Below are 19,581 nucleotides of genomic sequence, written 5' to 3' on the forward strand. Positions count from 1 at the left end.
ATAAAATCACGTACGTTAACTTCGTTTTGCCAAGCTTTGCCTTTAAATCCGTTCCATTGTTCCATTGAATGGACCTCCTTAAAAATTAGCTATACTTATGTAACAGCTTTACGAACACAGTATAACACATCACTTTGACTTTGCAAGCATTTTCTTGTGTGTAGGTGAACTATTCACCTCGTTATCTTATAAACGTCCTTATAAACCCCATTAAATCAATGATTACCCCATATGTAAACATCTTATTATTTTGTTAAATAAGCCCTTTCACTCTTCTTCATGCTCACAAAAAAGCATTTCTGTGTTAATACAGAAATGCTTTTTAAATACAACTATTATAACAGATTAATTTTTGACAACAACCGGCTGTTTAATTTCTTTAACATCGATTACTTGTCCGCCATTTTTTTCATCCATAACAAATGAACCATTTGAAGTTCGATCAGAAATATTAAAATCCTTGACGTCAATTTCTGTTTGTTGCCCTTTTTGATTGGTTAATAACAATGTTTGATCCACACCATCACCCATATAAATGATGCGATGAGGATTATTTTTAAGTTCTCTTAGCACCATTAAGCCACGCTTAGCTCGGCCTAATTGATTTAACTCTTGAGCTAGCATTCGTTTCACGCCACCTCTTTGGGTTACGATAACTACCGGATTATCCCCCATCGGATATACCAACAAGCCGTTTACTACAAAATCCTCGGCTTTTAAATTAATTGACTTAACGCCAGCAGCTTTTGGACCTACTAGTGGTACCTCGCTTAGTGGATAGCGTAAACCAAAACCACGATGACTTACTAGAAAAACATCTAACGTATCGTTTTCATCGACTAAAAAGACATCTGTTATAACATCATCAGCATCTTTGAATTTCACAATCGCTAACGGACGACTCTTATAAGTTCGCCATGGCTCAAATTCCGACATTTTCGTCTGCTTAATAAAACCATTTTTTGTTATCACAACAAAGTTTTTAGCCGGATCTATTTGCTTGTAAGGATAAACGGCAATAATCGCCTCATCCACTGCCATATTCAACATCGTTTGCGAAATATGTTCCCCAATTTCTTTCCAACGTAAATCAGGTAGTTCATGAACTGGACGATAAATAACATTTCCTTTGTTAGTAATTAGCAGTATATGGTCCAAAGTGTTGACCTCACCTGTATATAACACAAAGTCCCCATCTTTCATTCCCAGCTCTTCTGGTTTAGAAGCTGCATAAGAACGCAGACTACTGCGTTTGATATATCCTTCATGGGTAACAGAAACAATAACATCTTCTTGAGCGACTAAAACCTCTGTCTCAATTTTCAGCTCTTTAATTTCCGCTTCAATTTGCGTTAGCCGCGGCTGTCCATATTGTTTTTTCACTTCTTTTAGCTCTTTTTTTATCACGCTTAAAAGTTCAGTCTCATCATCCAAGATCTTTTTTAATTCCGCAATATACGCAGCTAATTCTTTTGCCTCTTGTTGTAATTGCGTAATATCTGTATTGGTTAGACGATACAATTGCAAATTAACAATTGCTTCAGCTTGGGCTTCGGTAAAGCCATGAGCTACAATTAAATTATTTTTAGCATCTTTTTTGTCTTTACTACCACGAATTGTGGCGATGACTTCATCTAAAATCGACAATGCTTTCATTAAACCATCAACGATATGCTGACGTTTTTTCGCTTTATCTAACTCAAACCGACTCCGTTTTATCACAACGTCTCTTCGATGTTTGACATAGCTTTGCAAAATTGTGACTAATCCAACTTGTTTTGGCCGCATCTCATCAATAGCAACCATATTAAAGTTGTAGTTAATTTGCAGTTCCGTATTTTTAAACAGATAATTTAAAATACCCTCGGCGTTGGCATCTTTTTTCAATTCTACAACAATTCGCAACCCAGTTCTATCTGTTTCATCCCGAACCTCAGCAATTCCGTCAATTTTTTTTGCCAAACGAATTTCATCGATTTTCTTCACCAAGGTAGCTTTATTCACTTCATAAGGAATTTCATTCACAACGATCTGCTCTTTATTCCCTTTGATTTTTTCAATCTCCGTTTGAGAGCGGACAATCACTTTGCCTTTTCCAGTTTCATAAGCTTTTTTCAGTTCTGCTTTACCTTGTAAAATTCCGCCAGTAGGAAAATCTGGACCCGGAATAAATTCCATTAATTTATCCAAACTAGCATTAGGATGGTCAATGAGATAAATTGTACCGTTAATTACTTCAGCTAAATTGTGTGTTGGAATTTCGGTGGCATAACCAGCAGAAATCCCAGTTGAACCATTCACCAAAAGGTTAGGAAATTTTGCTGGTAAAACAGTCGGTTCTTTTTCAGTATCATCAAAATTCCAAACCATATCAACTGTTTCTTTTTCAATATCTTTTAGCATTTCACCACTTAATTGTGATAAGCGCGCTTCTGTATAACGCATTGCCGCAGGAGGATCACCATCCATACTCCCGTTGTTACCGTGCATTTCAATTAAAATGGCTCGTAGTTTCCAGTCTTGACTCATCCGAACCATGGCTTCGTAAATACTACTGTCACCATGGGGGTGGTAATTCCCCATGATATTGCCGACAGACTTCGCTGACTTACGAAAGGCTTTTTCGTAAGTATTACCATCTTTGTTCATAGCATATAAAATCCGGCGTTGTACCGGTTTTAAACCGTCTCTGATATCTGGTAATGCACGTTCTTGAATAATATATTTTGAATAGCGGCCAAAGCGGTCGCCCATGACTTCCTCAAGTGTCAATTCTTGAATATTATGATTGTGTTCCACTTTGCCACCTCCTATTCTTCAAATAAACTGATTTCTGCAAAATTATCTTTGGCACCATCTGCATTTTTTGCATGTGCTTTTTCTTCATCAAAAATTTCACTACTAGATACTTCTTCATCTGCTTTTTTTTCTAAAATACTGCCATCTTCTTCTAAAGAAAATTGAACGTGGCTTTCAATCCACTTACGTCTTGGTTCAACTTTATCCCCCATTAACGTGGTAACGCGACGTTCAGCCTTGGCGGCGTCATCGATTCGCACACGAATTAACGTACGCGTTTCAGGATCCATGGTGGTTTCCCATAACTGCTCCGCATTCATCTCCCCTAACCCTTTGTAGCGTTGTAGCATATAGCCTTTACCAACTTGTTGAATGACTTGTTGTAATTCTTCATCTGTCCAAGCATATTCTGTCACTGCCTTTTTGCCCACACCTTTTGAAACTTTATAAAGTGGTGGTAAGGCAATATAAACTTTTCCTGCTTCAATTAACGGTTTCATATAGCGATAAAAGAAGGTTAGCAGCAACACTTGAATGTGGGCGCCATCTGTATCCGCATCGGTCATGATAATAACTTTGTCGTAATTGCAATCTTCAATAGAAAACTCTGGCCCTACACCAGCACCAATTGTATAAATCATAGTGTTAATTTCTTCGTTTTTCAAAATATCTTGTAGTTTCGCCTTTTCGGTATTAATTACTTTTCCCCGCAACGGTAAAATTGCTTGAAATTTGCGATCTCGTCCTTGTTTTGCCGAACCACCGGCAGAGTCTCCTTCGACCAAATACAATTCATTTTTCTTTGGATTTCGCGATTGAGCTGGCGTTAGTTTACCAGAAAGTAAAGATTCACCTTTTTTACGCTTTTTACCGGTACGACTTTCTTCTCTAGCCTTACGAGCTGCTTCACGAGCCTCACGAGCTTTAATCGCTTTACGGACCAGCATTTGACTCATTTCGCTATTTTCTTGCAGGTAAAATCCAAGCTGTTCGCCTAAGACACCATCCACTGCATTTCGAGCGCTTGGTGTGCCTAGTTTTTCTTTTGTTTGTCCTTCAAATTGTAACAAGTTTTCTGGCACTCGAATGGAAAGTACCGCCGCTAACCCTTCACGAAAGTCACTACCTTCTAGGTTACGATCTTTTTCTTTTAATAAACTTACTTTACGAGCATATTCATTAAAAGCTTTCGTTAAAGAAGCCTTCATACCAGCTTCGTGAGTTCCGCCGTCTTTGGTGCGAACATTATTAACAAAGGATAAAATATTTTCTGAGTAGCCGTCGTTATATTGCATCGCGATTTCTACTTCAATACCATCTTTTTCCCCATTAAAATAAATTACTGGTGTCAGGGTATCTTTTTCTTCATTGAGGTAATCAACAAATTCTTTGATTCCTTCTTCAAAATGAAAAACTTCTGAAACAGGTTCTTCTCCCCGAAGATCCGTCAATGTAATTTTGACCCCACGCAATAAAAAGGCAGATTCTCGCAGGCGTTCAGCCAATGTCTCATAAGAAAATTTTATTGTTGAAAAAATGCTATCATCCGGTAAGAAAGTGACGGTAGTCCCGTTTTTCTTTTTTGTTTTCCCGATTTTTTTCAACGTTCCTTGGGGTTTACCGCCGTCTTTAAATTTTTCTTCATAAGCTACACCATCTCTGACGATGGTTACGGTAAGCCATTTTGATAAAGCATTCACAACACTGGCCCCTACACCATGAAGACCACCAGAAGTTTTATAACCGCCTTGACCAAATTTACCGCCGGCATGTAACACAGTAAAAATAACTTCTACAGTTGGAATACCAGAAGCGTGCATTCCCACAGGCATGCCGCGTCCATTATCGCTAACAGTAATACTATTGTCTTGATTAAGCGTAACATCTATTTCATTACCAAAACCAGATAAAGCCTCATCGACAGAATTGTCGACAATTTCGTAAACTAAATGATGTAATCCACGACTATCCGTCGAGCCGATATACATTCCTGGTCGTTTTCTGACAGCCTCAAGTCCTTCCAAGACTTGAATGGAGGCGTCATTATACTCAGTTGTTTTTTTTGCCAAAGCAAACGCTCCTTTGATAAAAGTAATGGGACAAGCCCTGTTATACTACACTATTTTAGCGCAATTCAAAAGCGCTCCTTCTATCTTACTCTAAAAAACCTGTGAAAAAAAGTATTAAATAGGCAAGAGTACAGGAGACGTTCAAACCGCAAAGAAAAACACAAACATACGTTCTTGTTTTATTTTAAAGAAAAATACGTATAAATGCAATCACAACTCAAAATAAAGCTTATTTTACTTAAACGTCAAATTTTTACGTATCCGCTATACAGTCAAAGTCACGCCTTTTCAGACAAAAAAACTAAGCAAACTTTTTGTAACTGCTCTTTTAGCCTCAAGTTTGCTTAGTGATTTTTTTATTAAAAAGATTATGCGCCCATTTTGTTTAACTCAATTTTGATACAACGATTCATAATTACATCATCTCGTTTTGCTTCATGCAGCATTTCCCAAGCTTGCTCATTTTCTAAACCAAGTTGCGCCCAGTAAACCTTGGCATCTGTCTTTAAAAAGTCTGCTGCTACGTCTGGCAAAAACTCGCTGCGACGGAAGATATCCACAATGTCGATTTTTTCAGGAACACTGGCTAAATCAGAATAAACTTTTTCACCTAAAATTTCACTACCAGCATGTTGTGGATTCACCGGAATAATTCGATAACCGTAGTTTTGTAGTAGCCGTGCGATTTGAAAACTGGTACGATCTTCCTTTGGACTCAAGCCAACTACCGCAATCGTTTTTGCTTCTTTTAAAATTTGAAAAATTTTTTCTTGACTAGGATTTTGAAACATACTACCACTCCTTTAGAAGTTTAATTATCAACCACCTAGACTATATCCTATTGAAGAAATATTGGCAAAGAGTTGTTCCTGCATTTCTTTCATGCTAAAATTACGCTAGTTTGAAGAATTGAGGTTATTTATGAAAGTAATTATTTTAATGATAATCGCCTATTTATTAGGATCTATTCCTTCTGGTGTTTGGATTGGGAAACTATTTTACAAAAAAGATATTCGCCAGTTCGGCAGCGGTAATACTGGTACTACTAATACATTTCGTGTTTTAGGAAAGCCAGCTGGAACTGTCGTTTTATTGATGGATATTTTGAAGGGAACTTTAGCCACACTATTGCCAAGCTTATTTCATGTAACAAATATTAACCCGTTATGGTTTGGCGTTTGCGCAATTTTAGGGCATACCTTTCCGATTTTTGCCGGCTTTAAAGGTGGCAAGGCGGTCGCGACCAGTGCTGGGATGTTATTAGGCTATAGCCCTATCTTTTTTATCTACTCCGCGACAATTTTTGTTGTTTGCCTCTTTATCACAAGTATGGTGAGCTTAACAAGTATGATTGCAGCCGTTCTAATTACCCTATCAACTGTTATTTTGCCGCTAGTCTGGCCACAAATTTTACCACAACACAACTGGCTGTTAACAATTATTGCAACTGGTCTGACACTTTTCATTTTTTATCGACACCGCGACAACATCAAACGGATTAAAGATGGTAGTGAAAGTCGGATTCCTTTTGGTTTAAACAGTAAAAAAAATAGATAGTGTAAACTCACCCCTTTTTACCTCGAATAAGAGAAGTTTTTTTAAACTCGTTTTTTCTGTCAGCAATAAGGCGAAATTTTCCTAAATCGCTTTTCAAATTTTTCGATATTTTGACTTATTGCCGCCAAGAGCTAGTGGATGAAGCCAGACAGAACAAAGGAGTCAAATCAATTTTTTTCTTTAAAAAATTCGTACTCTCTTCACAGTTTAAAAAGACCTCTAAAAGTCTTAAGACTTTTAGAGGTCTTTTATTAGCTATTTAACGGTAATTGCATATTTTGTAGCAAATTTTTCGCGACCAGCTAATTGTTGAATGCCTAGTTTTTCAACTAGTTCGCCAGTTGCGTCTGTCGTATCAGCAATTCCACACCACGGTTCAATACATACAAAAGGTGACTCAGTTGGATAAGGTGACCAAATACCCACATAGGGCATATCTTTATAACTTAAAGTAACACTATGGGGTGATTTTTCACTACAAATAGAAATCGCGTTTAATCCTTTTGTCTCAAAAATAACTGCATCATTTTTGAACATATCATGGGTTAAGGCTAAATTCGTATTGGTTTGTCCCAAAGTCCGTTGTTCCAAATTGATATAATTGCCGTCAAGAGGCAAGCTTAACCGCGATTTACGAGGTGAAAAGGCTAAATAGTAATCCTCAAAACTTAATCCTTCTTCTAAAGGAACATTAAAGGCCGGATGCCCCCCAATTGAAAAGAACATTTCTTCTTCGTCCAAATTTTCCACTTCATATTTTACTGTTAGACCATCGCCACCTAGTTCATAGCGAATAATCAGTTCAAAATCAAAAGGAAAAACTGCCTTAGTTTCAGCCGTAGCAGTTAAAACAAAGCTAGCGGCATCCCCGGTCTCTTCTAAAAGTTCAAAGTCCATATTGCGCGCAAAACCATGCTTTGGCAGCTGATATGTTTTATCTTTATAACGATAGCTATCTTCTTTTAAAGCACCTACAATTGGAAATAAAACCGGCGCATGTTTTCCCCAATATTTCGGATCTGCTTGCCAAATATATTCCAATCCGTTTGTTTTGCTAATTAAACTTTGTAACTCTGCCCCGTGTAAGGCAATTTGGGCTTTTAGTTGATCATTTTCAATTGTGACCGTCATTTACGGCACCTCCTAATTTAACATTTCCTTTTTGCTACCAGACACTTCATTATAATCCTAGTGACTGTGTTTATCCAATTCTTCTTTGAAGCGTTTATTTAAAACGCGCAAATACGTTCCCTTCATACCTAAAGAACGTGACTCAATAATCCCAGCAGATTCTAGTTTTCGTAGAGCATTGACAATCACCGAACGGGTAATGCCAATTTCATCGGCAATACTAGAAGCAGTTAAGCGACCTTCATCCCCTTGCAAAGCGGCAAAAATCGCTTGGACTGCTTTTAATTCACTATAAGAAAGTGTACTAATCGCCATTTGAACAGCCGTTGCACTTCTGACGTCTGCTTCAATATCACGAGATTTTTGATATAGGAATTGCATTCCGACTACGGTGGCGCCATATTCAGCTAAAACCAAGTCATCTTCGTTAAAAGCTGCATCCATCCGGGCTAAAATAATAGTTCCCAAACGTTCTCCCGCACCAAAAATTGGGACAACGGTAGTTAAGCCATTGGGATATTTTTCCCGTTGTTCAACAGGAAATGCCGTCATATCAGAAGAGATTGGAATATTTGCTTCGGTTTTCGTTAAATGATCTACCATATCGGTATAGATTTGTGGAAATTGTTTTTCTTCAAACATATTTTTGACGCGGTCATTGTTGACATCGTGTTTTTCATTAAAGCCCAACAAGACACCCTCACTACTGATAATATAGGCGTTGCTATCTAAAATATCCCCTAAAATTAGCGCCATATTGTTATAAGGTAGATCCAAAGTCATATCAAACGTATTTTTTTGTTGTAATAATTGGTTGATACGGCGAGTTTTATCTAATAAAGTTGTCATCTTTTTCATTTTCCTTCCTGTAATTACAAAATGTAGCGGCTTAAATCTTGATTTTCAACAATAGCGTCGAGTTTTTCTTCTACATAAGCTGCAGTAATGGTGATCTCACCCATTTGCATATCTGGTGCTTCAAATAATAGATCTTCCAACAATTTTTCCAAAATCGTATGCAAACGTCTAGCCCCGATATTATCAGTATCTCGATTGACATCAAAAGCAATTGTTGCAATTTTTTCAATGGCTTCTTTAGTAAAGATCACTTTAATATTCTCTGTTTTAAGTAATGCGATATATTGCTTAACCAAAGAATTATTCGGTTCAGTTAAAATCTTAACAAAATCAGCAGCAGTCAAGTCATCCAATTCAACTCGAATTGGGAAACGCCCTTGCAATTCTGGTATCAAATCACTAGGTTTTGCCACATGGAAGGCACCAGAGGCAATAAATAAAATATGATCGGTCTGAATAGTTCCATACTTAGTATTCACTTGTGACCCTTCTACGATTGGTAAAATATCTCGTTGGACGCCTTCTCTTGAAACTTCGCCGGACTGTTGAGAACGTGAGGTGATTTTATCAAATTCATCAATAAAGATGATCCCATTTGCTTGGGCAAGTCTAATGGCTTCACTGTGAATGTCTGCGTCATTGACTAGTTTAGCAGATTCTTCTTGAACTAAAAGCTCCCGTGCTTCTTTAACAGTTACCGTTCGTTCAACTTTCTTTTGCGGTTTTAAAGCATCAAGTGTTTCGTTTAAATCAATTCCCATTTGTTCTAAACCGTTGTTCATCATTGGGCCTTTGGTCTTTGGCTCGTCAATTTCAATTGTAACTTCACGATCATCTAAAACACCGCGCTCTAATTGCTCAAAGATTGCTTGTCGATTGGTTTTGATTTCCTCAGTCAACTCTTCTTTTGGTTCTTCTTGTTGCGTATTAAAAATGTTCATCATCTGCTCATAAGGATTGCTCGATTTTTTCTGTTCTTTTTTAATACCAGGAACCAAAACTTTAACCAACCGACGATTGGCTTTTTTCACGGCACGAGTATAAACACGGCTGTATTGTTCTTTTTTAACAATTTGAATGGCACTTTCGACTAAATCGCGCACCATTGATTCAACATCGCGGCCAACATAGCCGACTTCCGTGAATTTAGTAGCTTCCACCTTAATAAAAGGAGCTTGAACAATTTTTGCCAACCGACGTGCAATCTCTGTTTTACCGACACCTGTTGGACCAATTAGCAAAATGTTTTTGGGTGTCACATCTTGTTGCATTTCTTCGTCTAATTGCAAGCGACGATAACGATTGCGTAAAGCCACAGCAACTGCTTTTTTTGCATCTTGTTGTCCTACGATATATTGATCTAATTCCGCCACGATTTGGCGGGGTGATTTTGTCATTTCATTCATAAAAAATCCCTCACTACATTTCTTCCACAATAATATTGTGGTTGGTAAAAATACAAATATCTGCGGCGATATTTAGTGCGTTTTCTGCGATTTCTTTTGCTGTCATTTCATCGGTATTGTATTTTTTCATCGCTCTTGCCGCAGCTAGTGCATAATTACCACCAGAGCCGATTGCCAAAATACCATCATCAGGTGTAATAACTTCCCCTGTCCCAGAAACTAACAACATTTCTTCTTTATTCATTACAATTAACATCGCTTCTAATTTTTGCATGGCTTGTTGTGTCCGCCACTCTTGGGCTAATTCAACAGCAGCACGTTGTAAGTTGCCATTATATTCATTTAATTTTGCTTCAAATTTTTCTTCCAAAGTAAACGCATCAGCTACGCTGCCGGCAAAGCCAACAACAACTTCACCGTTATATATACGGCGAACCTTACGGGCTGTACCCTTCATAACTACTTGTTCTCCCATTGTGACTTGACCGTCACCAGCCATAGCAAATTGGCCATCTTTTTCCACTGCACAAATTGTGGTGGAATGAAATTGTGATTCCATCTTGTTCCTCCTAAATTGTGAAATAGCTTATTCATGCGCCCGCGGATGAAATTTACGATAATTATTTTGTAAACTCTCCTTTGTGACGTGGGCATATATTTGGGTTGACGATAAATTAGCGTGTCCGAGTAATTCTTGAACCGTTCGCATATCCGCACCATTATTTAATAGATGGGTAGCAAATGTATGGCGTAACATGTGGGGATGAATTTTACTATCTAAACTGCTTTTTTTGATCAGTTGACTAAAAACGTATTCAATGCCGCGACTTGTAATCGGAGTTCCTCTTTGATTTACAAAAATAAAAGCATGATCCGCCACTTTTTCCATTAGACGCGGTCTGGCTAGGGTTAAATATTCTTGCAATGCTACTTGGGCATAAGTGCCAAAAGGAACATAACGATCTTTATTGCCCTTACCATGAATTAATAAAACCTCTCCTTGCCAATCAACGGCAGCCAAGGTTAAATTAGCACACTCACTAACCCGTAAGCCTGCGCCATACATAATTTCTAATAAGGCACGGTTGCGAATTTCTAAAGGTTTATCCCCTTGTGCGGCTTGAAAGAGCGCTGCCATTTCATTCTCATAAAAAAACCGTGGTAACTTACTATTTTGTTTCTTCAAATGAATATAGGCAAAGGGATTTTCTTCAATAACTTCTTGTTTTAGCAGATATTGATAAAAAGAACGCAGACTGGCAATTTTACGACTAATCGAATTTCGACTGTACTTTTTTTCATTTAAAAAACTAAGGTAAACCCGCACATCCCGATGATCAATCTTCAAAAAATCACTATCGCCACTTTCTTTTAAAAACTCACGAAAATCTTGCAAGTCTTCTTGGTAGGCCGCTGTCGTTAATTGCGAATACCCCCGTTCAAATTGCAAGTAGCGTAAAAATTCTTGTGGCCAGTCAAAAGCTGTCATTTTACACCTCACTTCTGTCCGCAATTAATGTAGCATACAACGAATTAAAAAACAAACAAATTGTCAGAATTTAAACAATATTTCCTTCTTTCGTCACAATTTACACAATATTGTCATACTTTTTTCACGACAAAATAAAGCTTAATAAGCTTAACACGGCAAGATTTTCACCGAATCAAAATTTGCTAGCCTAACATTTAGATGTCAGATCAGCATCTTACAAATTAACAAAACTTTCATATTTTTTCAATCTTATTTTTATTTCTATTAGACTTTCGCTCTATTGACTAAAGACACTCAGAAATTTATTAAGCCATCTTCTAACTTAACAAAAGAAAATAAGCAGTAAAAAACCGCCAACAAATGTTGACGGCCTAGTGTAGTTTTAGACTAAATTATTCTGAAACTACTTCTGCTGGAGTATTCAAGTGACTTAGGGCTCTCTTTGCTAATGTTTGATAGCGTAATTTTTTATCGCGAATACGCTCTGGCAATTCTGGTAATAATCCAAAATTAGCATTCATCGGCTGGAAGTGTTTGCCTTCTGCATGGGTAATGTAGTAAGCCATTGAACCCATAACTGTTTCTTTTGGCATGGTTTGTACTGCTTGTCCCAACGCTAATAACGCAGCGTTACGCCCAGCTAACAAGCCGCTAGCCGCACTTTCTACATACCCTTCTACGCCGGTCATTTGACCAGCAAAAAATAAATCATCCCGTTTAACTGACTGATAAGTTGGCCGTAATAATTCTGGTGAATTCATAAAACTATTGCGGTGCATGACACCATAGCGAACAAATTCAGCATTTTCTAAACCTGGAATCATTTGGAAAACTCGCTTTTGCTCGCCCCATTTTAAATGAGTTTGAAAACCAACGATATTATACAACGATGCCGCAGCATTATCTTGTCGTAATTGAATCACGGCATAGGGACGTTTGCCGGTTTTAGGATCGTCTAGTCCCACTGGTTTCATCGGACCAAAAAGCATCGTTTTTTCACCACGAGCAGCCATAACTTCAATTGGCATACAACCTTCGAAGTATTTCTCTTTTTCAAAAGTTTTTAACGGCGCAACTTCAGCTGTAATCAAGGCTTCGCGAAAAGCGTCAAATTCTTCTTTGTTCATTGGACAATTGAGATAAGCCGCTTCTCCTTTATCATAACGAGATTTCAGATACACTTTATCCATATCGATGGTACTTTTATCAATAATTGGTGCTGCAGCATCGTAAAAATAAAAACCGTCAGAGCCATTAAATGCTTTAATGGCTTCTGCTAATTTAGAAGAAGTCAAAGGACCGGTCGCAATCACGGTAACTCCGCTTGGGATTTCCGTGATTTCTTCTGAAATAACGGTCACATTTGGATGGTTTTTCACTTTTTTTGTGACAGTAGCGGAAAAAGAATCACGATCCACTGCCAAAGCACCCCCGGCTGGAACTGCCGTTTCGTCAGCCGATTGAATAATTACTGAGTTTAACCGCCGCATTTCTTCTTTTAAAACGCCAACTGCATTGGCCAAACTATTTCCTCTTAAGGAATTAGAACATACCAATTCTGCAAAATCTGAAGTATGATGGGCTTCTGTTGATTTTTCTGGACGCATTTCATATAGACGTACTAAAACCCCTGCTTCAGCAATTTGCCAAGCTGCTTCACTACCGGCTAGGCCGGCACCAATTACATTTACAAATTCAGTCATTTTATTCTTCCGTTCTTATATTTTTAACAAAAAAAGTGCACACTAAGCGAATTTTTAGCAGTGATTGGATACGGGTAAAAAAGTGCGCCACTTATTTTTGTATTACTTATTTTTGGACGTTTTCTTCATAGTCGCCATTAATACAAACGACTTGTTTGCCACCTTTAACTTTTTTCTCAACTAAATATTGACCACATTTTGGACAATCGCGCCCAACTGGTTTATCCCAAGAAGTAAAGTCACAATCTGGATAACGAGAGCAACCATAGAATAAGCGATTTTTCTTAGACTTTCTTTCGATAACTTGTCCTTTGTGACAAACCGGACAAATAACGCCGATTTCTTTTACAATCGGTTTGGTGTTGCGGCAATCAGGGAAATTGCTACACGCATAAAACTTACCATAACGCCCAAGTTTAATCACCATTGGATGCCCACAAACGTCACAGTCAAAGCCAGCGGGTTCATCTTTGATTTGAATTTTTTCAATTTTTTCTTCTGCATTTGTCAACTCAGTTTCAAATGGCTTATAAAAACGATCCACAACCTTAACCCAGTTTTCTTTGCCGTCTTCTACTTTATCCAAGTCTGTTTCCATTTCAGCCGTAAAGTTAACATCCACGATTTGTGGGAAGAAATCTTCAATTAAGGAGTTGACAATTTCGCCTAATTCCGTTGGTTCAAAGCGTTTTTGCTGTAATTTTACATAGTAACGACGTTGAATCGTCTCAATTGTTGGGGCGTATGTTGAAGGACGTCCTACGCCTTTTTCTTCCAACGTGCGAATTAAAGTTGCTTCACTAAAGCGTGCTGGTGGCTGCGTAAAATGTTGTTTTGGTTCAATATCAATTGCTTTTACAACATCACCTACAACTAATTCTGGCAAGATGTTTTCTTTTTCTTCTTTACCATCATCGGTACCTTCGACATAAACTTGCATAAAACCTTTAAACTTAATCTTAGAACCGTTGGCAATGAAGATCACACCATTTTGCTCTAAAGTGACTTTCATTGTATCTAAAACAGCTGGTGTCATTTGACTTGCAACAAAACGAGACCAAATCAACGTATAAAGTTTTAATTGATCTTTATCTAAATATTGCTTCATTTCCTCTGGTGTTCGTGTCACGCTGGTTGGACGAACTGCCTCGTGGGCATCTTGCGCGCCTTGCGCGTTTTTTACTTTTTTGTGACTATGAGAAGAATATTCTTTACCATAAGTTGTTTCAATGAATTCTGCTGCTTCTGCTTTAGCAGAGTCTGCAATCCGTTTTGAGTCGGTTCGCATATAGGTAATTAAACCGACGGTACCTTGTTTACCTAGCGCAATTCCTTCATAAAGTTGTTGGGCGACCATCATGGTTTTACGTGTTCTAAAGTTTAATTTGCGGGCTGCTTCTTGTTGCATACTGCTGGTTGTAAAAGGCGCAGCTGGATTGCGCTTACGTTCTTTTTTCTCGACTTTCACGACATCGTAATCTTTACCATCTAAACGACTTGTAACTTCTTTAATACTTTCAGCGTTAGGTAATTTTTTCTTTTTGCCATCGACGCCCCAAAAATTAGCTTTGAATTTTTTTCGTTCTTTTTGGAAATTGCCATCAATCGACCAATATTCTTCCGGAATAAATTGACGAATCTCTTTTTCCCGATCGATAATCATCTTTAGCGCAATGGATTGTACGCGACCAGCACTCAAGCCTTTTTTGACTTTACGCCATAAAATTGGACTAATAGAGTAACCCACTAAACGGTCTAAAACGCGCCGTGCTTGTTGAGCATCCACTAGATCCAAATCAATAGTTCGTGGTTCTTTAAAAGCAGCTTTAACGGCATCTTTGGTGATTTCGTTAAAGACTACGCGATTTTTGTCTTCTAAATCAAGATTTAATAAATGTGCCAAATGCCATGCAATAGCCTCCCCTTCACGGTCCGGGTCACTTGCGAGATAAACTTTTTGTGCTTTTTTGGCGGCACTTCTTAAACTTTTGATTACATCGCCTTTTCCGCGAATGGAAATATAATGGGGCTCGTAATTATTTTCAACGTCAATTCCCATTTTACTTTTTGGTAAATCGCGAATATGGCCGACGCTGGCAACAACTTTATAGTTGCGACCTAAGTACTTCTCGATTGTCTTGGCTTTTGCCGGTGACTCAACAATTACTAAATATTTATATGCCATATATAATTGATGGCTCCTTCCTAACAATTTACTACTATATTATACCTGAATTTTGGTAACTAAATCGTAGGTAATCATATCCATTAAAAAAATGTTTGTCAAGGAAGGCAATTAATCTTACTCAAAATTTGGCAACTCTTCTAAAATATCTTTTAAAGAAATTACACATTTTGCACCATCTTGAATCAGCTGCAAACAACCGGTTGAACGGCCGTTTAAAATATCGCCAGGAAAGGCAAAAACCTCTTTACCTGTGTCTAATGCCAATTGTGCCGTAGTAAGTGAACCGCTTTTTGCTTTGGCTTCTACTACGCATACCGCCTGTGATATACCGGCAATAATCCGATTGCGCATCGGGAAGTGATATTTTCTTACGGGTGTACCATAGGGATATTCACTGATGACCAACTGATTTTTTAACATTTCCCAATAAATGGTAAAAACTTCTTTTGGATAGCAGATGTCCAAACCACACCCCACAACACCAATCGTCTGACCAAAAGACTGCATCGCAGTTAAATGACTGCAACTATCCACCCCTTTTGCTAAGCCACTTGCAATCGTGTAGCCTCGGTTTGTTAAGGGTGGAACAAACTTTTTCACGATCTCCTTACCATAAGGTGAAACATTTCGAGAACCGACAAAACCAATAATTTTCTCTTGTTGCAACAGTAAAATATTTCCTTCGTAAAATAAAGCAAAAGGTGGTTGGTAAATTTCCTTTAGTCGCTTTGGATACAAAGGAGAGTCTAACGTGACATATTTTTGACCGTTTAATTTTTGCTGCAGCACCTCTTGCGTCAAAAAGTTCCAATCATTGTAAAAAACAAAGCTGTCACATTTTCTTGATAATAACGGCTGCACTTCTTTAGCGGTAAAATTAAAATACTGGTGTTTTTGCGCATATTCCAAAATACGCCACTTGGTAATAATACCTGCACCTTGCAATAAAGCTAATTTTAATAAGAACCATTCTCTTTCCATTAAAAAACCTTCTTTCTAGTTATCTTCAAATAAAGATACGCAAAAAGAAGGAAAAATATTTATAAATAATTTTTAACTGGTGCAAAAGTTTTCCGGTGAATCGCACAAATGCCGTGATTTTTTAAACCATTCAGATGATCTTTCGTTCCATAACCAGCATTTTTATCAAAAGCATAAAAAGGAAAGATTTGATGGTATTCTTTCATCAAATTATCCCGCATTTCTTTGGCTATAATACTTGCTGCTGCTATTGAAACCGATCGCGCATCCCCTTTGATCAGATTGTCTTGGGAAATATCACAGTCTAGTTTTACTGCATCTACTAATAGATGTGTTGGTTCTACGGCTAAGTCATCTATAGCTAACAGCATCGCCTTTTTACTTGCTTGCAAAATATTAATACGATCGATTTCTTCGTGATCCACGACGCCAATTCCGACAGCTATCGCTTTTTCTTGAATCTCACAATATAGCTGCCCTCTTTTTTTAGCCGATAATTGTTTAGAATCATTTAAACCTAAAAGCACAACATCTGCAGGTAAAATAACCGCCGCAGCCACAACCGGACCTGCTAGAGGACCCCGTCCTACTTCGTCAATCCCTGCGATAAAACGATGACCTTCTTGGTGTAATGTTCGCTCAAAACTAGTCATTTCAACATATTTATCTTTTAACGCTTGCTCTTTATCTAAACGCCGATAAAATTGTTGCAGTAATTTTTGAACACCAGCTCTTTCATCTTGAGCTAAAGCCATTAGATAAGGATCATTGGCATCGGTTAGTGTCGCTAGTTTTATTTTGATATCTTTAATTGCTTGTGCTTTCATTGAAAACTCCTGCTTCTTCGTAACGATCTAGGGTAAAGGGGCCTAATTTACTTTGCCGAATCTCAACGACAACCAACTCGCTACCACGATCATAGTCATCACGAAATCCTCTTTTTTCTGTAATCAACATCAATAAGTCTGGTAAAGGTAATTGCTCGTCGACTAACTCCAAATGATAGCGCTTGGCTACGCGCCCCGGGTAATACCGCGTGAAAAAATCCAAACCAAATAGTGCAATATCATCCAAATGTAACAGTTGGTCTTTAATGGCGCCAGTTAAAGCCAATTTCTTACCAATTTCAGGATCTTCAAATTTGGGCCATAAAATCCCTGGCGTATCTAAAAGCTCTAATTCACTACCAGAACGCAGCCACTGTTGCCCTTTTGTTACCCCTGGTTTATTTCCTGTTTGCGCGATTTTTTTACCAACTAAACGATTCATTAAAGTTGATTTGCCGACATTTGGTATGCCAATCACCATCGCGCGAATTGCCCGTGGTTTAATGCCTCGGGCTTTATCTCTGGCAAATTTATCAGCCAAAACAGTTTTGGCCTTCGTCACAATTTTTTTAGTTCCTTGATTTTCCAAGGCATTCATTGCCAAAGCTGCAAAGCCTTTTGCTTCAAAATAGCTCTGCCATTTTTGTGTTTGTTCAGGGTCAGCCAAATCAGCCTTATTTAATATCACTAAGCGTGGTTTTTGTTGTAAAATTTGATCTAATAATGGATTACGCGAAGAAAGCGGCAGTCTGGCATCCACTAATTCAAAAACGATGTCAACAAACTTTAGCTTTTCACTAACTTCCCGTTTGGCTTTTGCCATATGTCCTGGGAACCATTGAATTGTCATCTTTAGACAACTCCTCTCATTTAAACTACATCTTCGCATTTTAACATGAATAATGGCAATTTAAAACGTGTTCTTTTTCATTTTTAACTATCTGTAATATATTTATTACAGACTATACTAAAGATAACAAACCAAAGCAGGTGAAAAAATGAAGCTTAAATATACTTTTGTTGCAGAAATAATGCCCTCAAAAATTGGCAAGGGTGGCGCATATGTCGTTTTCCCCTATGATTTGAAAAAAGAATTTGGTGTAGGACGCCTTAAGGTTAATGCTACTTTTGATGGCGTCTTTTATGCCGGCAGCATTGTAAACATGGGACTTAAAGATTCAGCGGGAAATATTTGTTATATTCTCGGCATTAAAAAAGACATTCAGCAAAAAATTTGGAAAGTTGATTGCCTTAAATAAAAAAAAGACACGTTGCAAAATTGGCAACGTGTCTTTTAAATCTAAAATTAGTTTTCGATTTCAGTAACCATACCTGAACCAACAGTACGTCCACCTTCACGAATTGAAAAAGTAGTTCCTTTTTCAACAGCGATTGGATGAATCAATTCAACTTCGATTGTAACGTTATCACCAGGCATTACCATTTCAGTACCTTCAGGCAATGCAATGTTACCTGTTACGTCCGTTGTACGGAAGTAAAATTGTGGACGGTAGTTATTAAAGAATGGTGTATGACGTCCACCTTCTTCTTTTGTTAAGATATAAACTTCACCCTTGAATTTTGTATGTGGTGTAATTGAACCTGGTTTAGCTAATACTTGACCACGTTCAACTTCGTCACGGGTAATCCCACGTAACAATACCCCAACGTTATCGCCGGCTTCACCATAATCCAAAGTTTTTCGGAACATTTCCAAACCAGTTACAACAGCTTTTTGTGTTTCCGGTTTAATCCCGATAATTTCGATTTCATCACCAACGTTGACTTTACCACGATCAATACGACCTGAAGCAACAGTACCACGACCAGTAATTGTGAAGACATCTTCAACTGGTAACAAGAATGGTTTGTCATTGTCACGTTCTGGTGTTGGGATATATTCATCCACTGTATCCATCAAGTGCATGATAACTTCTTCTTGTTCTGGATCTCCTTCTAAAGCTTTTAAAGCAGAACCGCGGATGACAGGAATATCATCCCCTGGGAAGTTATATTCGTTTAATAATTCGCGAACTTCCATTTCAACTAGTTCTAATAATTCTTCATCATCAACTAGGTCTGTTTTATTCAAGAAAACGATCAAATATTTAACGCCAACTTGACGGGCTAACAAAATATGTTCACGCGTTTGAGGCATTGGGCCATCAGTTGCAGATACAACTAAAATTGCCCCATCCATTTGAGCTGCCCCGGTAATCATGTTTTTAACATAGTCCGCGTGTCCTGGCGCATCAATATGGGCATAGTGACGTTTTTCAGTTTCATATTCCACGTGAGCAGTATTAATTGTAATACCACGTTCACGTTCTTCTGGTGCTGCGTCGATACTTGCGTAATCTTGTGGGTTTGCTAATCCTTTTTTACCTAAAACAGTTGTGATAGCGGCAGTCAATGTCGTTTTACCATGGTCGACGTGTCCGATGGTACCGATATTAACGTGTGGTTTACTTCTGTCGTAATGTTCTTTTGCCATTAATAAAACCTCCAATAATTATTATCAGCGGGTCATACATTGCTGACTCTCTGATACCTATTATAGACTTTTCCTT

Annotated in this window: 16 protein-coding genes; 2 read left to right on the plus strand and 14 right to left on the minus strand. The window is 38.0% G+C overall.

Features of this window, described 5'->3' with window-relative positions; all coding sequences use genetic code 11:
* Window positions 1-345 precede the first annotated feature (345 nt).
* The 3 genes from parC to JZO76_RS12980 form a co-directional block, all read right to left on the minus strand.
* Entirely contained in the window at window positions 346-2,799 is a 2,454-nt protein-coding gene (parC, locus tag JZO76_RS12970; protein WP_206905380.1) for a DNA topoisomerase IV subunit A, read from the minus strand.
* Between the two features lie 11 nt (window positions 2,800-2,810).
* Window positions 2,811-4,868 (minus strand): DNA topoisomerase IV subunit B, encoded by a 2,058-nt coding sequence (parE, locus tag JZO76_RS12975; protein WP_206905382.1) that lies wholly within the window; start codon window positions 4,866-4,868, stop codon window positions 2,811-2,813.
* Window positions 4,869-5,236: 368 nt separating this feature from the next.
* Entirely contained in the window at window positions 5,237-5,659 is a 423-nt protein-coding gene (locus JZO76_RS12980; protein ID WP_206905384.1) for a CoA-binding protein, read from the minus strand.
* Window positions 5,660-5,789: 130 nt separating this feature from the next.
* On the opposite strand from JZO76_RS12980, the gene plsY reads away from it, so the two are divergent.
* Entirely contained in the window at window positions 5,790-6,425 is a 636-nt protein-coding gene (plsY, locus tag JZO76_RS12985) for a glycerol-3-phosphate 1-O-acyltransferase PlsY (protein WP_206905387.1), read from the plus strand.
* A 255-nt stretch (window positions 6,426-6,680) separates the two neighbouring features.
* Here the strand turns inward: plsY and JZO76_RS12990 are convergent, their stop codons facing one another.
* The 10 genes from JZO76_RS12990 to ylqF form a co-directional block, all read right to left on the minus strand.
* Window positions 6,681-7,556, minus strand: coding sequence for an aldose 1-epimerase family protein (locus JZO76_RS12990; protein WP_206905390.1), 876 nt, complete (start codon window positions 7,554-7,556; stop codon window positions 6,681-6,683).
* A 57-nt stretch (window positions 7,557-7,613) separates the two neighbouring features.
* Window positions 7,614-8,405, minus strand: coding sequence for a GTP-sensing pleiotropic transcriptional regulator CodY (gene codY, locus JZO76_RS12995; RefSeq protein ID WP_206905453.1), 792 nt, complete (start codon window positions 8,403-8,405; stop codon window positions 7,614-7,616).
* 23 nt (window positions 8,406-8,428) lie between these two features.
* Window positions 8,429-9,820 carry an ATP-dependent protease ATPase subunit HslU gene (gene hslU, locus JZO76_RS13000; RefSeq protein WP_206905392.1) on the minus strand — a complete coding sequence of 464 codons (1,392 nt, stop codon included), beginning with the start codon at window positions 9,818-9,820 and terminating at the stop codon, window positions 8,429-8,431.
* Window positions 9,821-9,833: 13 nt separating this feature from the next.
* Complete coding sequence (gene hslV / locus JZO76_RS13005) at window positions 9,834-10,379, minus strand: ATP-dependent protease subunit HslV (RefSeq protein ID WP_206905394.1); 546 nt, start codon at window positions 10,377-10,379, stop codon at window positions 9,834-9,836.
* Window positions 10,380-10,406: 27 nt separating this feature from the next.
* Window positions 10,407-11,309 carry a tyrosine recombinase XerC gene (gene xerC / locus JZO76_RS13010; RefSeq protein WP_206905396.1) on the minus strand — a complete coding sequence of 301 codons (903 nt, stop codon included), beginning with the start codon at window positions 11,307-11,309 and terminating at the stop codon, window positions 10,407-10,409.
* 395 nt (window positions 11,310-11,704) lie between these two features.
* On the minus strand, window positions 11,705-13,015 hold the full coding sequence (trmFO, locus tag JZO76_RS13015; protein ID WP_206905398.1) for a methylenetetrahydrofolate--tRNA-(uracil(54)-C(5))-methyltransferase (FADH(2)-oxidizing) TrmFO: 1,311 nt from the start codon (window positions 13,013-13,015) through the stop codon (window positions 11,705-11,707).
* A 106-nt stretch (window positions 13,016-13,121) separates the two neighbouring features.
* Window positions 13,122-15,200, minus strand: a complete 2,079-nt coding sequence (gene topA, locus JZO76_RS13020) for a type I DNA topoisomerase (RefSeq protein ID WP_206905399.1) — start codon at window positions 15,198-15,200, stop codon at window positions 13,122-13,124.
* Between the two features lie 117 nt (window positions 15,201-15,317).
* Window positions 15,318-16,184, minus strand: a complete 867-nt coding sequence (gene dprA, locus JZO76_RS13025; protein ID WP_206905405.1) for a DNA-processing protein DprA — start codon at window positions 16,182-16,184, stop codon at window positions 15,318-15,320.
* A 59-nt stretch (window positions 16,185-16,243) separates the two neighbouring features.
* The gene (locus JZO76_RS13030; protein ID WP_206905408.1) at window positions 16,244-17,011 is read right to left on the minus strand and encodes a ribonuclease HII; all 768 of its coding nucleotides are present in this window, start codon (window positions 17,009-17,011) and stop codon (window positions 16,244-16,246) included.
* The gene (gene ylqF / locus JZO76_RS13035; RefSeq protein WP_206905411.1) at window positions 16,992-17,861 is read right to left on the minus strand and encodes a ribosome biogenesis GTPase YlqF; all 870 of its coding nucleotides are present in this window, start codon (window positions 17,859-17,861) and stop codon (window positions 16,992-16,994) included. Before ylqF ends, JZO76_RS13030 begins: the two co-directional genes overlap by 20 nt.
* Window positions 17,862-18,009: 148 nt before the next feature.
* Here ylqF and JZO76_RS13040 point away from each other — a divergent pair, with 148 nt between their 5' ends.
* Window positions 18,010-18,270, plus strand: coding sequence for a DUF1905 domain-containing protein (locus JZO76_RS13040; RefSeq protein WP_206905414.1), 261 nt, complete (start codon window positions 18,010-18,012; stop codon window positions 18,268-18,270).
* Between the two features lie 47 nt (window positions 18,271-18,317).
* Here JZO76_RS13040 and tuf read toward each other — a convergent pair whose 3' ends face one another.
* Window positions 18,318-19,505 carry an elongation factor Tu gene (gene tuf / locus JZO76_RS13045; protein ID WP_206905417.1) on the minus strand — a complete coding sequence of 396 codons (1,188 nt, stop codon included), beginning with the start codon at window positions 19,503-19,505 and terminating at the stop codon, window positions 18,318-18,320.
* Between the last annotated feature and the right edge of the window lie 76 nt (window positions 19,506-19,581).

The sequence above is a fragment of the Candidatus Enterococcus myersii genome (assembly GCF_017316025.1).
Lineage (GTDB): Bacteria > Bacillota > Bacilli > Lactobacillales > Enterococcaceae > Enterococcus_C > Enterococcus_C montenegrensis.

Bases quoted from the DNA above. Each gene is read 5' to 3' on its own strand.
- plsY (WP_206905387.1), top strand. From the start codon at position 5,790: ATGAAAGTAATTATTTTAATGATAATCGCCTATTTATTAGGATCTATT.
- trmFO (WP_206905398.1), bottom strand. From the start codon at position 13,015: ATGACTGAATTTGTAAATGTAATTGGTGCCGGCCTAGCCGGTAGTGAA.
- JZO76_RS13040 (WP_206905414.1), top strand. From the start codon at position 18,010: ATGAAGCTTAAATATACTTTTGTTGCAGAAATAATGCCCTCAAAAATT.
- JZO76_RS13030 (WP_206905408.1), bottom strand. From the start codon at position 17,011: ATGAAAGCACAAGCAATTAAAGATATCAAAATAAAACTAGCGACACTA.
- tuf (WP_206905417.1), bottom strand. From the start codon at position 19,505: ATGGCAAAAGAACATTACGACAGAAGTAAACCACACGTTAATATCGGT.
- hslV (WP_206905394.1), bottom strand. From the start codon at position 10,379: ATGGAATCACAATTTCATTCCACCACAATTTGTGCAGTGGAAAAAGAT.
- JZO76_RS12980 (WP_206905384.1), bottom strand. From the start codon at position 5,659: ATGTTTCAAAATCCTAGTCAAGAAAAAATTTTTCAAATTTTAAAAGAA.
- dprA (WP_206905405.1), bottom strand. From the start codon at position 16,184: ATGGAAAGAGAATGGTTCTTATTAAAATTAGCTTTATTGCAAGGTGCA.
- ylqF (WP_206905411.1), bottom strand. From the start codon at position 17,861: ATGACAATTCAATGGTTCCCAGGACATATGGCAAAAGCCAAACGGGAA.
- JZO76_RS12990 (WP_206905390.1), bottom strand. From the start codon at position 7,556: ATGACGGTCACAATTGAAAATGATCAACTAAAAGCCCAAATTGCCTTA.
- topA (WP_206905399.1), bottom strand. From the start codon at position 15,200: ATGGCATATAAATATTTAGTAATTGTTGAGTCACCGGCAAAAGCCAAG.
- hslU (WP_206905392.1), bottom strand. From the start codon at position 9,820: ATGAATGAAATGACAAAATCACCCCGCCAAATCGTGGCGGAATTAGAT.
- codY (WP_206905453.1), bottom strand. From the start codon at position 8,405: ATGACAACTTTATTAGATAAAACTCGCCGTATCAACCAATTATTACAA.
- xerC (WP_206905396.1), bottom strand. From the start codon at position 11,309: ATGACAGCTTTTGACTGGCCACAAGAATTTTTACGCTACTTGCAATTT.